The organism is Telluribacter humicola (assembly GCF_017355935.1).
Taxonomy (GTDB): domain Bacteria; phylum Bacteroidota; class Bacteroidia; order Cytophagales; family Spirosomataceae; genus Telluribacter; species Telluribacter humicola.
The window spans coordinates 270,498-287,125 of sequence record NZ_JAFIQT010000004.1 but is presented as its reverse complement, the minus strand read 5'-3'; the positions used below and the strand labels follow the sequence as shown (position 1 = coordinate 287,125).

Genomic DNA, 16,628 nt, shown 5'->3' with positions numbered 1-16,628 from the left:
CCGGAGGGCGTTAAAAAAGCTCTTCGGGTAGCTTTTTTTATTATGTACAATCCATTTTCCTAAACCCCATGAAATTACGAATCTATTCTATCACCCTGCTCCTTCTCTGGTTATGTTCCGGATTAGGCCAGGTAACAGCCCAGAACCTACCCGCACCGCCGGGGCATCCGCGCCTGCTGCTGCTGGCCGGAGAAGAAAAGCAGATCCAGAAAGCAATTGCGGCTGAACCTACCTGGCAGAAAATGCATCAGGCTATTCTTTCGGAGTCGGACCAGATCATTCAACTACCCCCCATCGAACGTATTCAGATTGGCAGACGGTTGCTTGACAAATCCCGGGAGGCACTACGGCGATTGTTTCACCTGTCGTACGCCTGGAGGATGACGCAGGACAGCAAGTATGCTCAGCGGGCTGAAAAAGAAATGCTGGCCATTGCCGGCTTCTCAGATTGGAATCCCACGCATTACCTGGACGTAGCCGAAATGACCATGGCCATGGCCATTGGCTATGACTGGCTGTACCCGGTACTTTCGCCCGAGTCAAAAAAAACCATAGCGCAGGCTATAACTGAAAAGGGGTTGAACACGTCCCTGGATGATCAGTACAATGCTTTTCTTCGGGTTTCTAATAACTGGAATCAGGTATGCAACGCGGGTATCAGCTTTGGTGCGTTGGCTTTATACGAGGATAATCCGGAACTGTCGAAGCAAATCATCCAACGGGCGCTGACCACGATCAAACTTCCCATGAAAGATTACGCACCCGATGGAGCTTATCCGGAAGGGTACAGCTACTGGGGTTATGGTACATCCTTCAATGTATTGTTCATCAGTGCTATGGAGAAGGCCTTCGGAACGGACTTTGGCCTGTCGCAGGAGCCGGGCTTTTTGAAAACCGCCCGGTACATGGAGTACATGACCGGCCCCTCGGGTCTTTCATTCAATTACAGTGATGCGGGTTCGGGAAAAGGAAGCCTTCACCCGGCTATGTTCTGGTTTGCGCAGAAAAGTAAAGATCCCTCACTGCTATGGGTTGAAAAGGAGTACTTGCAGCAGACCGACTACGCTGCTTTTACCAAAGACCGTCTGCTTCCGGCGGTCATGATCTGGGGTGTTTCCAATCCGCTTAGTAAGGTCACTCCTCCGGCCACTACCTCATGGACCGGACAGGGCAAGAATCCGGTCACCATGATGCGCAGCTCCTGGACCGACCCGAATTCTATCTATGTCGGATTTAAAACAGGTACCCCTTCGGCCAGTCATGGCCACATGGACGTGGGGTCTTTTGTGATGGAGTCGGATGGCGTACGGTGGGCGCAGGATTTGGGTATGCAGAACTATAATTCGCTCGAGTCAAAGGGGTTGAATATCTGGGGCGGGGAGCAGACGGCTCAACGCTGGCAAATCAAGCGCTACAACAACCTGATCCATAATACTCTTACTGTCAACGATCAGCACCAGCTGGTAAAAGGCAAAGCAAAGATCCAGGCTTCCGGAACAAACAGCGATATGAAGTATGCCGTTTCGGATCTGTCAGAAGTATACGAAGGTCAGCTGGCCAGCGCCCAACGTGGTATTGGCATCGTCAAAGATGGGTACGTAGTGGTTCGGGATGAAGTCAAAGCAACAGACAAGCCTGCCAAAGTCCGGTGGGTGATGCTTACCCCCGCGGAGGTGACCATAAATAAGGACAATACAGCTCAACTCACCCATAATGGTAAGAAGCTTACCCTCCGGGTTAACGCTCCGGCTTCCGTACAGATACAGACCTGGAGTACTGCCCCCACTACAGACTATGACGCCCCTAACGACGGTACCCAACTGGTGGGTTTTGAATACGAGGTACCAGCGGGAGAGTCACAGACTTTACAGGTAGAACTACTCCCTGAAAAAGTGACCGGCACCAGCAATACAAAAAATCTCCCACTTGCTCAATGGGGCAAAAAATAAAGTACAGCAATGAAAAAGGTATTAATTATAGTAATGACCCTGTGCGTTTCAACCCTGCACGCACAGGTAACGCCCCGACACATCCTGGCGAAGAAGTACTCGCAGGAACAGGTAAAAAAAGCATTGGTATCGCGCGAGCAGTACAAGCCTTACCCAACTACCCCCCAGGAATGGAAAGCCACCGTTCCGGATTCGGTGCTAACCAAACTCGTAAAAGCCGGCGAAGAACGGCTCGCCTATACCTTTGAACCCATCTCGGCCTCTACCTCCCTGGACTATGTTCGCTCCGGTGACCGTGAGCAGCACAGTGGCATCTCCTTTGGCAAGCGGAATGCTCTGATTGACCTGATGCTGGCCGAAAGCGTAGAAGGGAAAGGTCGATTTACGGAAGCTGTTCTGAATGGAGTATGGTCCATCTGCGAAGAAAGTTTCTGGGGAGTGCCTGCCCATATAAGCAACACAGGGCTGCCTGATGTGGAAAATCCGGTGGTGGATCTGTTTGCGGCCGAAACCGCCTCCGTTCTGGGCCTGGCCGACTACTTTGTGGGTGATCAGCTGGACAAAATTAACCCGCTGATACGTAAGCGCATCTACTTCGAAACCAACAGGCGTTTGTTCACCCCTATGCTTACCAAGGGCGATACTTACGGCTGGAATAGCCCAACCCGCCCCGTTAATAACTGGAACCCCTGGATCATGTCCAACTGGATATCAACGACCCTGATGCTTGAAAAAGATGAGGCTCGCCGGGCAGAAATGATCTACAAATCTATGACGGGTCTGGATCGCTACCTGAACAGCCTGGGGGATGACGGAGGTTGTGACGAAGGCCCCAGCTACTGGACCGCCGCCGGAGCCAGCGTGTACGATTGTCTGGAGCTACTCAGTGACGCTACCAACAGTACGGTGAATTTGTATGCTGAGCCTCTCATTAAGAACATGGGTGCCTACTTCTACAAAGTACACATTGATGATCATTATTTTGTCAACTTTGCCGATGCCGACCCCAAACTCATGCCGGACGGGTTACTCCTGTACCGGTTTGGAAAAGCGCTGATTGACGAGCGTATGGTGGAAATGGGACAGTGGGCTTTAGGTAAATATGCACAGTCATCCCTGGCACCGGGCCGGTTTCACCGCTTTCGCTTCATCAAAAATCTACTTTCGGCCCAGCATATAGAGTCAACAAAACCATCCTATAAAAAAGTAGAAGATGCCTGGCTTGCGGACATACAGGTACTAACGGCCCGGTCCAGTAACGGATTTTTCCTGGCGACCCACGGGGGCCACAATGCCGAAAGCCACAACCACAATGATGTGGGGGACTTTATGCTTTATGCCAATGGTGAACCCCTTATCATTGACGCCGGTCGGGGCAATTATACCGCCCGCACCTTTTCTAACAAGCGGTACGAGTTGTGGTTTACGCAGTCACAATACCATAACCTACCCATCATCAACGGATTAGGTCAACTGGCGGGACGCAATTTCGAAGCCCAAAACGTAAGTAGCCGTATCTCTGACAAGGACGCTTCCCTGACTATGAATATCGCACCGGCCTATCCACCCGAAGCCGGATTGACCAACTGGAATCGGAAGGTGACGCTGAACAGAGCAAAAAATCAGGTGGAGGTAACGGATGAGTTTACGATGCAGCAAAAGCCGTCGTCCCTACAGGAAGTATTCATGACTATCGCGGATGTGGATACCTCCAAACCCGGGCTGGTGAAGCTAACTACCCCCGGCAGGCAGACATTTGTACTACGCTACGATCCAAAAGCATGGAAGGTATCTACTGATTTTCCTTCCACCGATGGCATGGAGTACCGGAGCTTCAAAACCAAGTGGGACAACCGTCCGGTCCAGCGTATTCTGCTATCTAATATTTCCTTATCACAAAAAGGGAAGCATAGCTTTACCATTGCCCCCTATGCGGCAAATTAATCAAGGAGACTATTTATCCACAGCAATGCTCATTGCTTAGAAAGCTTATCAGTAGCTAATATACACAAAGTGCCGGAGGAATACCCCCGGCTCTTTGTGCAAATAACAGATTATAGACTTAGTTGACGTCTCAGTCGTCCCAGAGATTATACTGGTTTCAGATCCTGGGTATCCCTCACTACCTCTATAGGTATCAACAAGGTAGGAAGCATGTTGTGGAGCCCGTTTCTAAACCAGGCACCGGCGTTGCCAAAGCCTATGATATCGGCCCGGCTGTCGCCCGTGAGCTTCGCCAGGAAGCGGGGATGCTGATCTACCCTCCAGCCCTGAGCATAGCCGTAGTTAGCCACCACCATCTGCGGAGCCTTAAAGGTACCATCGCCATTATTGAAAGAAACCCATGTCCCGGCGGTCCCGAAGCCTACGATATCAGCCCGTCCATTCCCTGACATGTCAGCCATAAACCGAGGATGCTGATCGACCCGCCAGCCACCGGCATGGTAACCAAAGTTAGGTACTACCATCTGAGGTGCCTGGAAGCTGCCATCACCATTGTTGCGTGATACCCACGCCCCGGCGTTACCAAACCCTACAATATCAGCCCGACCATCTCCGGTTACATCGGCCATGAAGCGGGGGTGTTGATCCACTCGCCAGCCCCCGGCGTTATAGCCGAAGTTGGCCATAACCAATTGCGGAGCCTGGAAGGTACCATCACCGTTATTGCGTGATACCCATACCCCGGCGGTACCAAAGCCCACAATATCAGGACGACCATCACCGGTTGTATCTGCCAGCATACGAGGATGCTGGTCTACCCGCCAGCCCTGGTTGTACCCGAAGTTAGCTACTACCAGTTGCGGAGCCTGGAAGGTACCATTCCCGTTGTTGCGTGATACCCACACGCCGGCAGTACCGAAACCTACAATGTCGGCCCGACCATCACCGGTTACGTCCACCATGAAGCGGGGGTGCATGTCAACCCGCCAGCCCCCGGCACTGTAGCCAAAGTTAGCCACCACCATCTGTGGTGCCTGGAAGGTACCATTGCCGTTGTTGCGTGATACCCACACGCCGGCGTTGCCAAAGCCTACGATATCAGCCCGGCCATCACCCGTTACGTCGGCCATGAAACGGGGGTGCATATCTACCCGCCAGCCGCCAGCGTTGTAACCAAAGTTGTCTATTACCATCTGTGGTGCCTGGAAGGTACCATTGCCATTGTTGCGTGATACCCATACCCCGGCATTGCCGAAGCCCACAATATCATCACGGCCATCGCCGGTCACATCAGCCATGATCCGTGGGTGCTGGTCTACCCGCCAGCCCCCGGCGTTATAGCCGAAGTTGGCCATAACCAGTTGAGGTGGCCGGGCCCGCTGCACCGCCAGGGCCGCATTTATCCGACCATAGCCATACTGGTTACTCCGGCCGTGTACATCGTAAGCAGCAGCAGCAGGTGAAACTTTGGTGGCAGATCCCTGCAGGAGGTACCGGACTCCATCTGGTCTCAGCCCCGGATCAACACTCATCATCAGGGCCGCGACCCCGGCAGCCAATGGCGTAGCTGATGAAGTTCCCCCAAAGCCACTGGCATCTGCGGCCTGACAATAGTCTCCGTTGGGGGCAGTGTTATACCCGAAGGCTCCGCGTACATCAGTAGTTTCGATGCGTAGAGTACCTCCACTACTGGGTGCCACGAAATCAAGCCCCTCTCCGTACTGGCTGTATCCTGAACGTACATCCCGGTTTGTACTGGCTCCTACTCCGATGGTTTCGGGTAGACTGGCGGGGTAAGATACCGAATTAGTACCACCGTTACCCGTAGCACAGAACACAGTTACACCGTTGTTGACAGCCCGGCGTATGGCCGCTGTCAGCGTATTATTTGGCGTAATACTCCACGAACAGGAAATGATCTGCCCTCGCTGAGAGGCCCAATCAAAAGTCTGGGCCCAGGTATCCCAGGTATGAGCTCCCGCAGCCCGCAGGGGAACTATCCGGCAATTAGGCGCGATACCTACCACACCAATCCCATTTTCGGCGGCTGCGATAATACCGGCACAGGCCGTTCCGTGCGGACCCGTATTATTGGAAGCATCATTATCATTGTTATCAAAGTCCCGGCCCGGATCAATGTTAGCAACCAGATCAGGGTGATTGATGTCAACTCCTGAATCATGGACTACGACCCGAATATTGGGACTACCGGTAGTTATGGCCCAGGCTCCCAGAGCGTTAACGTCCGCCCCGGCCGTACCCCCTCCCTGCCCGGTATTGCGAAGATGCCATTGACTTCCAAAGCGGGGCGCATCCTGCGGGAAATGAAAGGTAGGCGCCTGCACGGAGTTAGGCTCAGCGTATTCTACAATGTCCTCGGCGGACAAGTCATTGGCAAGTAGTAGCGGAGCGTCCTCCTCCGGATCATTCACCCGAAACTTCCAGTAGTCGGGGCCCTTTTCAATAACTACACCATCCAGCTTTTCCAGCACTTTCTCCCGCTCCTCCTCAGATACCCCTTCCTTAAAACTAATCAGAATATCATTAGTCAGTACGAACACATTTCCTTCCGGATCCTGAAAAGCAGACCGCGTGTTTCGAATATCCGGGTACGATTTCATCTCCTGCAGCTTCTGCTTTTCTCCCCTGACAATAAGCAGTTCCGGCGGATAGGTGGGATCAATGGCTAAGCGGGTTGATCTGCCCAGACGTGATGCCACAGTGGCAGGATGCTCGTTCCTTGCTGGTGTGACAAGCCGTACATCTTCCACTTTTTTCAGGGGAATGGGGGTTCCTCCTACGGTGAGAGAATAGTTCTCGATACTCATGTTGGCCTCCTTTCGGTTTAGGTGTAGAATAAAATGAAACTAACAGAGATTTGATCTGGACCATGCCTACGGTATGGGATGACGAAGTCTCCGGATTATTAGTCGGAATGCGGATAGAAGAAGGAAACATCCGATGGTAAGTTTTTAAATAATGTCGGAAGCTTCCTCCAAATGAAGGCAGATTGCAGTGGAAAGACTCAGGTACTTACAGAGGGGGAGCTTTAGCAGATTCTGGCATGAAGCAGTGTCTGGTACTTTTGTGGCGTAGTGCCACCAGGCAATGGTTTCAAGCTCGGAAATAACAGATGGGGCACCTGGTTCTACCCAGGCTGTACTAAGATTTTATCATCAGTACAACCCTTGTTGTAGATCAGACATGAGCAGGAAAAAACGGTCGTAGCCAAATAAGGTATATCAATAACAGGATGTATTGATTACGAAGAGCCTCAGGGGTATTAAACTTAAAAGAGTTGTAAAGGCAGTGTAAACCAAGCCACCTTCGTGAAGAACAGTTTAGTAGGAGCAGTATATTTAACAATAATTAATATATCCTATATAGAGTACCATGGATACCAATCCCTCCTCTGTTGCTGACACTAATGTAGCCTAATTTTCAATAAGTTACCAGCATATACTACAATTTATATTACAAATGCAATTTGTCTGTACAGGTGGATGCTCACCTGATGACAAGCAGTAAAAAAATTATATTTCCTTTACATTTGAAGACTACTATTTAACCCGATGCAAACCTCCTCTAACCCACCAACAATTATCTAATGAAAGCAGCTATATTCACCCAATACGGCCCTCCGGAAGTGGTCAGTCTACAGGAGGTTGACAAACCTGTCCCCGGAATCAAAGAAGTACTGATCATGGTACATGCCACTACCGTAAACCGCACCGATAGCGCCATCCGAAATGCCGACAACCTGATAACCCGTCTGTTTAGCGGTCCGTTCAAACCAAGATTCAAGACCTTGGGAAATGAGTTTGCCGGAGAAGTTGAAGACGTAGGTACGGAGGTAACCACTCTCAGGATCGGGGACAAAGTTTTTGGGTATAATGACACCCGCTTTGGAGCCCATGCCGAGTACATGACGATGCGGGAAGATGGAGCCATAACTACGCTGCCGGCCGGACTATCCTATCGGGAAGCCGCTCCGATTACCGAAGGGGCGCACTATGCTTTATCGAATATCAGAGCCGCTAGGATCAAAAAGGGCCAAAGGGTACTGGTAAACGGCGCAACGGGGGCCATTGGCTCATCGGCCGTACAATTAATCAAGTACTTAGGCGCGGAAGTTACGGCGGTATGTAGTACCCCCAATATGGAATTGGTAAAATCCCTTGGAGCCGACGAAGTCATTGACTACACAACCACTGACTTCACTACCGTAGGCCAGACCTTTGATGTTGTATTTGATGCGGTTGGTAAGAGTTCATTTGACCAATGCGAAAAACTACTCACGGAAAGGGGGATATACGTGTCTACTGAATTGGGTCGCAACTCTGAGAATATTCTTCTTGCTATTACTACTCCTATACGCGGCGGTAAGAAAGTACTCTTCCCTATTCCCTCTATCAATCAGAAAGATGTAGTTTTCCTGAAAGAGCTGATCGAGCAGAAAAAATATATGCCCCTAATAGACCGCTCGTATCCGTTGGAACAGATCGTTGAGGCCTACCGCTACGTGGAAACGGGTCAAAAAATTGGCAATGTAGTTATTACCCTTACTGATCAGGCAGAAGAGAGTAACTTGTAAAAAGCAATAAACACGTCTCTCACCATTGATCCGGATAGTTGGGAGTGGAATGCCCCAGCTTGGTCCAGGGGCTTTCCACTCCCTACTAAACTTTCCTATGACATTTCAGCTCGAATCCACTCTAGTAAGGTCTTGGTAGCTCTAACTCCCTCGCTGCTGGACAAAGTATACGACCAACGATTAGCCGGTCAGACATACCTTCGTTACCAGGCGACATGACCTCTACGAATTTACCCCTTTACCATTCTAAGTAAGAGCCCTATAGTTGAGAGACATCTACCCTATAATCATATATGTCAATAGATTAGAATCTAAACAAACTGCCACCTGAAGAGAGGCTGATTAATACAACTCTCATCAGGTGGCATGAACTGTTAAGATGGATACTTACCACTATTTCGATTAACTACATATACCACAGGCGAGTATCTGATCCATTTACGCCTGATTGTTGGTTGTATGGTGAATCGAATAGTAATTAGTTAAGTGGGTAGTGTGTGTATAATAAATGGTAACAAAAAAGTGACTTTAAATTGCATGGCATGGATATAGGTCGGATCAATGATTCAAAGGTAGATCTATAGTTATAATTAGGTCAATACCGTGTTTACAGTATTTTTAGAGCTACTATTTTCTGGAACTGGATTTTGGTATAATTTTTATAAATAAGTTGCAAAACGACAAATGAAATAATTTGGACGTATAGTGTAAATAGTCAATGGTTTATAGGTTTTGTTACTTACATTACATACGTATTGCAATGCTTGGTCGCTGGTAGCCTGATGAGCCTTCATAACTGCCAATAGCATCCCCTGACGACCCGTATCCACCTCTTCGCTTACCTTTAATCGAGATAGAGGAGAGGTGGAAGTGCCTAAGCAGAGCTTTTACCAGGTTGAAAAAATATAAAAACGGCATGCAAGTATTTATGCAGGCCGTTTTGTAATATCCACCCTTATAACAACCCCTAACGCTATACATATAGGAGTTGCTATTTGAATTATTCAAGTATACGATCAAGTCGAATATGCTGCAAAGAAATACTATCAGACGGTAGTATTGCCTTTCACAAGATAGCCTTACCGTTGGATAACTTTATACCCTTATTTCTCTCAACATCTAGTAATATTGATCTAGGACCCGGCGTGAAGTAGTTGATTCTTATAAGTAAGATAGCCGGGTCCTAAATTATTTTTTCACTGGTAACTACATAATTCAATCTGTGGGTAGGTAATTAGTTACCCTATGTAACAAGGTTAATAGGTTGTCCAACTTTATTGAATACGGTATGAATCATTATTCTACTAAAAGCAAAAGTTTCCTGGTAATGGGAGTCCATGCAAATGAAATTGGACTGGCCTATGTGCAGGATGGTAAACTCTGTGATACAGTACAATTTAACTACTCACAGGACCTTGATAGCTCCAGTTATCCGAACATTACCCGGGTATGGCCACAGATCAAATCATACTTTGATAAAGTTGATGACATACTGGCTTATAATCTGGTGGTTCATAAGACAAATCTCAAAGAGATCCTGGCGTACCATGGACTCGAGCTACCTAAGAAAAAGTACGTATGTGTATACTACTGGGCACGGGCTGTACTAGGTACTACCTCACTCAAATCAATCTATGAGGCTATAAATACACCCGCTATTCCAAATCATGTCCTTAGCCCGCTCATCCTGACCGATTCAGAGCATCAGGCTGAACTGATAGCCCTGATAGCCCTTTACCTCCAGAACCTGCCGACGGGTACCTCCAGCCTTGAAGGGACAGTCAAAAGTATGGCACCAGAGTCCCTCGTGACTATGGAAAAACAGACCATTTATTAGGTATAAGGATGGCGCTTCCATACAGGACAGGTACTTGGTATTAAAGGAGGGAAGGCCACAACTACTCTGAATCCTGAACAGAGGCCTCAGGTAACCTTTCAGCGAATTCAGGGACCGCTCGAACTTTTAAGTTAGGCACAAAGATCTGCTCTGACTATACTTGTGCTATAAACAGGTACTTCCCTCTGCCCCCTATCAGTGGCATTTATATAACCATTGGGTGCCAGGGGGAAAACAAGTTCGCCACATGCCCATCATAAAAACCCATCAACTGACCAAACGCTTTGGGCAAAATGTTGCGATTGATGCACTTTCGCTGCATGTCAACCCCGGCGAGATCTATGGCTTTCTAGGTTTGAACGGAGCCGGCAAAACTACCCTGATCCGTATGCTTCTTGGCATGATCAAACCTGATGAAGGCAGCATAACGGTCATGGGCCAACCACTGCATCCGGGCTTTGACCAGTGGAATGAAGTTGGCTATCTGGTGGAGACTCCCTACTCCTATCCAAACCTTTCGGTTGAAGAGAATCTGCGGGTTTACTACAAATTAAGGCAGCTACGCGATCCCAACTCTATTGATACGATCATAGAGCAGCTAAAACTCAGCAAGTACCGTAATACTAAGGCCAAAGTACTGTCACTGGGTAATCAGCAGCGGCTTGGACTGGCCAAGGCACTTATGCACCAACCCAGGTTACTGATCCTTGACGAGCCAATCAATGGTCTGGATCCGGAAGGTATTGTCGAAGTAAGAGAACTGCTCATCCAGCTTGCGCAGCAGGGATCTACAATCTTTCTTTCCAGCCATATCCTCAGCGAAATCGCCCGGATAGCCCACAGAATTGGTATCATACACGAAGGCAGGCTGGTAAAGGAACTAACAACGGGCGAACTCACTGACAATCTGATCAGGAAACTAATCGTCCATACCCAAGATAATACGCTAGCCCTCTATTGTTTAACAGAAGCAGGCTACCCGGCTGTACTGACTGATAGGAACGAAATAGAGATCAACGACAGGAAAGCTTTTGACTGCCCGGAATCCATTTCCCGATTACTGGTTGAGAAGGGGCTTCCGCCCCGGCAAATGTATATGTTCACGGAGGATCTGGAAGCATATTTTTTGCGCAGCATCCGGCATACCTAATATGATACAGCTATCCACCCTACAGGCCGAGTTCATCAAGTTAAAGTATTCGACTATACTCGGGGTTACCTTTCTGGCTTTTGGCTTAGCTCCCCTAATGGGTGGAGTATTTGTACTACTGGTACAGGACGCCGAAGCCTTGGAGAAGGCAAGTGGTCTGGCGGCCAAGGCCAGGCTTATCCATTTTGAGGCCAACTGGAAGTCTTACTTAGATATACTGAATCAGGCCGTTGGAGTAGGTGGAGTATTGGTTTTCGGATTTGTTGCCAGTTGGCTTTTCGGTCGTGAGTACTCTGATGGTACCGCTAAAGACCTGCTGGCCTTACCTACTTCCCGTACCAGCATATTGAATGCCAAGTTCAGCTTGTACATACTATGGTGCCTGGCTCTTGCGGTTTCGAATCTACTGCTAGGCTTGGTCATAGGTTTACTTCTTCAGTTGCCCGAGCCGGTATCGGGTGACGTTTCGCAGTTTTTACTCGATTACTTTACAACTACCGGTCTGACCATCCTAGTGGGAGTACCCATTGCTTTTTTTGCAATCTGGGGTAAAGGGTATCTGGCACCGCTGGGCTTTGTAGCCCTGACTCTGGTATTTGCGCAGGTGATCGCCGCAACGGGTTATGGCTCCTATTTCCCCTGGTCCATACCCGGCCTTTACAGTGGGGCGGGTGGTGAATACAAGGATTTGCTTGATGTATACAGCTATTCTATTTTAGTGGTTGTAGCCCTGCTTGGCTATCTCTCAGCAGTATTATACTGGACTAAGGCTGACCAGACAAAATGAAGTCTGGATTGTATACCTCAACCATTCACCCACTTCTTCAACCGTCTGCCCTTTTCAGGTAGGTACTATCACGACCTACTCCTATCTTGTATAGAATAAGCCACTGCTATTCAGCAGCTAACTTCTTTCAATATTTACAATCAATACAGCTAAGCCTATGAAACCACTGGTCTACCCCCTTCTGCTGATTACCTTGCTTATATCTGGTATTCAGCTTGTACTGGCCCAATCATCCACACCCGTCGCCAAGATAGATTCGCTGTTTGCGGAGTGGAACAAGCCAGGCAAGCCAGGAGCCGCCGTGGGAGTAGTACACAAGGGCAAGCTTATCTTTGCCAAAGGCTTCGGAGAAGCTGACCTGGAAACAGGGGCGCCCATTACACCGGAAACGGTATTCCACGTAGCGTCGGTGTCCAAGCAATTTACGGCTTATGCCATTGTGTTGCTGGCACAGCAGGGCAAGCTATCGCTGGACGATGACATACGCAAGTACGTGCCCGAAGTACCTGACTTCGGCAAGACCATTACCCTCCGACACCTGCTCAACCACACCAGCGGTCTGCGCGACCAGTGGAACCTACTGGCCATGTCGGGTCGGGGGCTGGACGACGTCATTACTAAAGCCCATATTTTTAACCTCATCAAACGCCAGAAGGAGCTGAACTCCGAGCCGGGGTCGACCTTTAACTACTGTAATACCGGCTATACCCTGCTGGCCGAAACTGTCAGCCGCGTTACCAAACAAACTTTCCCGGATTGGATGCAGCAGAATGTGTTCAAGCCGCTGGGAATGAATAGTACCTTGTTTTATGACAATAACGAGCGTATGGTCAAGGGACGAGCTTATTCTTTCCATATCACACCGGGAGTAGGTACCTTCAGCAAGAGCCCGCTGAACTACGCCAACGTAGGCGCTACCAGCCTCTTTACTACAGTCAATGACCTGGCCCGCTGGATTGATAATTTCCGGGCAACGAAGGTAGGGGCTCCGGCCACCATGACACAGATGCTCGAGAAGGGGCGCCTTAACAAAGGGGATACGCTGAGCTATGCCCTCGGACTTTTCCACAGCCAGTACAAGGGCCTCTCCTACTACGGACACAACGGAGCCGACGCAGGCTTCCGGTCGTTCCTGACCTACTTCCCAAAGGAAGACTATGGGTTTATCGTACTAAGCAACCAGGCCGAGTTCAACCCTGACCGGAAGGGACAAGAGTTGGCCAGCCTGTATCTGGCCCCGCACCTGAAGGAGGAGAAAAAGGCAGAGACACCGGTAGCCAACGCCAGCTTCAAATTTGACTCTACGCTTTTCCGTAATTACGCTGGTTCGTTTGAACTTGCCGAAGCACCCGGCTTTATCCTCAAGTTCAGACGCGAGGGCGACCGGTACTTCACGCAGGCAACCGGACAGAGTGAGGTAGAGATGTTTCCTTCATCCGACTCTACCTTCTTCCTGAAAGTAGTAGACGCCTCCGTCGTGTTCCACCGACCGAAAGGGGGGCAGGTAAGTCGCATCACCCTCCGGCAAAATGGTAACCACCCCGGTACCCGCGTGCAGTCTGTAAAGGCACCGGAGATAAAACAGGAGCAATTTGTAGGTAAGTATTACAGCCCCGAACTGGAAACGATCTATACTATAACTCAGGATGGAGAATCGCTCAAGCTCATCCACGTGCAGCACGGCGAGGTACCCCTGAGAGTACTAACCAAAGATCGGCTGCAGGCCCCCTGGTGGTTTGTGCAAAATATTGAGCTAGTACGGGATGCGTCAGACAAGGTACTAGGACTCCGGATGAACAACGGTCGGGTACAAAACTTATGGTTTCAGCGGTTGAATGATGATTTTGCAGCGGTACAGCCGCCCCTGCCGGTTAAGTAGGGAGAACGCCTACCGGTACTTATCACTGGTAACAGACTACCTGTTTACAATTAACACCTGAAGAGATGGAACAGAAGATTCTGGATTACATAGCTAAGTATGTTCCCCTTACAGAAGAAGAAAAACGGTTAATCATAAAAGAACTGCCTTACAGGACCTTTAAAAAAGGGAGCCATATACTAAGGCAGGGGCAGATTTCCAGGGAATGCTACTTCAATATTCAGGGCCTGATCCGACAATATGAACTAGTGGATGGAGAGGAGAAAACGACCTACTTTTACTCCGAAGGAGATGCTCTGGTAGCCTTTGACAGTGCTGCCCGGCAGGAGCCCTGTGCCTTTAACTGGGTATGTGAGGAAGACACTACACTGGTCATTGGGCGGCTGGCTCAACTAGATGAGGCGTACGCTAAAAATCCCGTACTAGAAAAAATGTCAGGATTATTTATCCAACAGGAATTTGGTAAGTACCAGCGGCTGAGCTCTTCCCTGCTGACCTTAACCTCAGAACAACGCTACCTACAGCTGGTAGAGCAAAGGCCAGACTTACTACACCGAGTTCCCCAGTACCATCTGGCGAGCTACCTGGGTATAAAGCCGGAAACACTGAGCAGAATCAGGAGGAGGATTACCCAAAAGCAATCAGACGCTGCTACCCGGAACCATAGCACTACGCTTGTATCGGAGCCAAAGCCAAAGCCCAAATGACAATTCAGCAAAGGTCATGGGCATGATGAAGAGCGCAATGGTCCATGTACGTAACAGATCAAAATCGGCCGGAAGAAAACTTACCAGGCTGTTCATGATATACCCAATACCCGCCACTAACATCAAGCCGACCATCCAGTTGGTAACTCTATCCGCTTTATGTAAAAGGATGGCTAAAAGTATTAAATGGAACCCAAAGAAAATGAGGCCTATCCCAAAACCATAGTGATGCATTTTCAGAAACAACATGGCCTGAGTAGCGAGTGCCCCTGTCTGACTGGCTTCTAAACCTACCGCCGAAGCATAAACATCTGAGGCCACCAGCAGTCCGGCTACGGATACTCCTTTGACAGCCACATACACCAGCCGCAGGCTTGCCATCAGGATGGCCAAAGGAGCATGAACAGGCTGGAGCAAAACATAAAATGCAACCGCCAGGACAGCATCCAACAGTGTAATAATGATCCAGGCCAGTATCCCTAACTGAAACAGGACAGGCGTTCTTTGCACGTTAGCCAGGGTAAGCAAGGGCTCTTCCAGGTTGATGAGCTGGGCTCTGACTATTCCTTCGGCAAAAATCCCAAGGAAAAACATGATGATGAAGATAAAACCAATGAGTCTGGCTAATGTCTGTGCTTGCATTTCGGTATATGTAGGCTGGTAGGGACTGACTTTCATACTTTTCAGTAAAAGTGCCTGATAAAGCCTTCGTTGTCATTGACATAAATCAATAAAGAATCCATCTCATGATTTACATCTATGACTTCCTACTCCAATAATATGATTCTCCGCCCTGCCGCCCCGGCTGACTTGCCACTGCTCAGGTACTGGGACGAACAGCCACACACGGTTGCCTCTGACCCAAACGACGACTGGAACTGGGAGGTAGAGCTATACCGTCATCTGTCCTGGCGCCAGCAGCTTATTGCTGAGCTGGATGGGCGCCCAATTGGCTTTATTCAAATCATCGACCCAGCTACAGAAGATACCCACTACTGGGGCGAAGTACCGCCAAACCTTCGTGCCCTGGATATCTGGATCGGTGAAGCGGAGGATCTAGGTAGGGGATACGGAACCCGGATGATGCAACAAGCCATTACACTCTGCTTTTCCGACCCGCTAGTAGAAGCCATCCTGGTGGACCCTTTGGTATCAAACCACCGGGCCCACCAGTTCTACGAACGTCTGGGATTCCAGTACGTGGAAGACCAGACATTTGGCGAAGACTACTGCCGGGTCTACCGGCTCGACCGGGAAGTATGGGAGCAGCGGAAAAATAGAGGCAGATAACCCCACCAACTGTATATTTCCACCAGACTTAGTTCATGACGAGCAAGGTCCGGGTCGGCATTTCGTATAGAGCCTGAGAGAACAGATTAATTGATTTGGTAATCTGTCCGGTTTCGTTGGCAACTACCACCGTGTAAGTACCATCCGGTACTTCTGCGAAGTTCAGTTTCAGGCGATATTTTTGTTGACTCTTGTTCAGCATCTCATCAAAAAGTACATCCCCTCTTTTATTGAGGAGCTTTACTCGTACCCGGCAGCCCAAAGCTTTTTCTACCAGCACATTCATAGTCAGGGAATGGATAGATTGGTACATTCCTACCTGAAAGGCAGGTTGCCCGGACGAAGCTTTGGTAGAGTCAGTCTGTACAGTAGCTGACTGTACTGCTCCGGCAAATTCGGGCAGCGTAACAAGTCCAATGAGCAGGATAAACATCATGGTAGTAGAAAGCTTTTTCATTGGGATAGGTTTGTTAAATGGGGTGAGTACTTTA

At 49.2% G+C, this 16,628-nt stretch carries 12 protein-coding genes; 9 read left to right on the top strand and 3 right to left on the bottom strand.

The window, feature by feature from the left end; translation table 11 throughout:
- Positions 1-68 precede the first annotated feature (68 nt).
- On the top strand, positions 69-1,949 hold the full coding sequence (locus tag JUB14_RS19245; RefSeq protein WP_207508444.1) for a heparinase II/III domain-containing protein: 1,881 nt from the start codon (positions 69-71) through the stop codon (positions 1,947-1,949).
- A gap of 9 nt (positions 1,950-1,958) precedes the next feature.
- On the top strand, positions 1,959-3,893 hold the full coding sequence (locus tag JUB14_RS19240; RefSeq protein ID WP_207508443.1) for a heparinase II/III domain-containing protein: 1,935 nt from the start codon (positions 1,959-1,961) through the stop codon (positions 3,891-3,893).
- A gap of 146 nt (positions 3,894-4,039) precedes the next feature.
- On the opposite strand, the gene JUB14_RS19235 is transcribed toward JUB14_RS19240, so the two are convergent.
- The gene (locus tag JUB14_RS19235) at positions 4,040-6,721 is read right to left on the bottom strand and encodes a S8 family serine peptidase (protein ID WP_207508442.1); all 2,682 of its coding nucleotides are present in this window, start codon (positions 6,719-6,721) and stop codon (positions 4,040-4,042) included.
- Positions 6,722-7,500: 779 nt separating this feature from the next.
- Here JUB14_RS19235 and JUB14_RS19230 point away from each other — a divergent pair.
- The 6 genes from JUB14_RS19230 (at position 7,501) to JUB14_RS19205 (ending at position 14,847) form a co-directional block, all read left to right on the top strand.
- Positions 7,501-8,487 carry an NAD(P)-dependent alcohol dehydrogenase gene (locus JUB14_RS19230; RefSeq protein WP_207508441.1) on the top strand — a complete coding sequence of 329 codons (987 nt, stop codon included), beginning with the start codon at positions 7,501-7,503 and terminating at the stop codon, positions 8,485-8,487.
- 1,288 nt (positions 8,488-9,775) lie between these two features.
- Positions 9,776-10,324: a hypothetical protein gene (locus JUB14_RS19225; protein ID WP_207508440.1), complete on the top strand. Its 549-nt coding sequence runs from the start codon at positions 9,776-9,778 to the stop codon at positions 10,322-10,324.
- A 247-nt stretch (positions 10,325-10,571) separates the two neighbouring features.
- Positions 10,572-11,474, top strand: a complete 903-nt coding sequence (locus JUB14_RS19220) for an ABC transporter ATP-binding protein (protein ID WP_207508439.1) — start codon at positions 10,572-10,574, stop codon at positions 11,472-11,474.
- 1 nt (position 11,475) lies between these two features.
- Positions 11,476-12,261, top strand: a complete 786-nt coding sequence (locus JUB14_RS19215) for an ABC transporter permease (RefSeq protein WP_207508438.1) — start codon at positions 11,476-11,478, stop codon at positions 12,259-12,261.
- A gap of 157 nt (positions 12,262-12,418) precedes the next feature.
- Positions 12,419-14,140 carry a serine hydrolase gene (locus JUB14_RS19210; RefSeq protein WP_207508437.1) on the top strand — a complete coding sequence of 574 codons (1,722 nt, stop codon included), beginning with the start codon at positions 12,419-12,421 and terminating at the stop codon, positions 14,138-14,140.
- Positions 14,141-14,205: 65 nt separating this feature from the next.
- A complete protein-coding gene (locus JUB14_RS19205) occupies positions 14,206-14,847 on the top strand; it encodes a Crp/Fnr family transcriptional regulator (RefSeq protein WP_207508436.1) in 642 nt (213 codons plus the stop codon).
- On the opposite strand, the gene JUB14_RS19200 is transcribed toward JUB14_RS19205, so the two are convergent.
- Positions 14,782-15,525, bottom strand: a complete 744-nt coding sequence (locus JUB14_RS19200; RefSeq protein ID WP_207508435.1) for a DUF4386 domain-containing protein — start codon at positions 15,523-15,525, stop codon at positions 14,782-14,784. The genes JUB14_RS19205 and JUB14_RS19200 overlap by 66 nt on opposite strands.
- Positions 15,526-15,606: 81 nt before the next feature.
- Between JUB14_RS19200 and JUB14_RS19195 the strand changes: the two genes are divergently transcribed.
- Positions 15,607-16,137, top strand: a complete 531-nt coding sequence (locus JUB14_RS19195) for a GNAT family N-acetyltransferase (RefSeq protein WP_229368022.1) — start codon at positions 15,607-15,609, stop codon at positions 16,135-16,137.
- Between the two features lie 28 nt (positions 16,138-16,165).
- Here the strand turns inward: JUB14_RS19195 and JUB14_RS19190 are convergent, their stop codons facing one another.
- On the bottom strand, positions 16,166-16,594 hold the full coding sequence (locus JUB14_RS19190; RefSeq protein ID WP_207508434.1) for a T9SS type A sorting domain-containing protein: 429 nt from the start codon (positions 16,592-16,594) through the stop codon (positions 16,166-16,168).
- Positions 16,595-16,628: the final 34 nt, after the last annotated feature.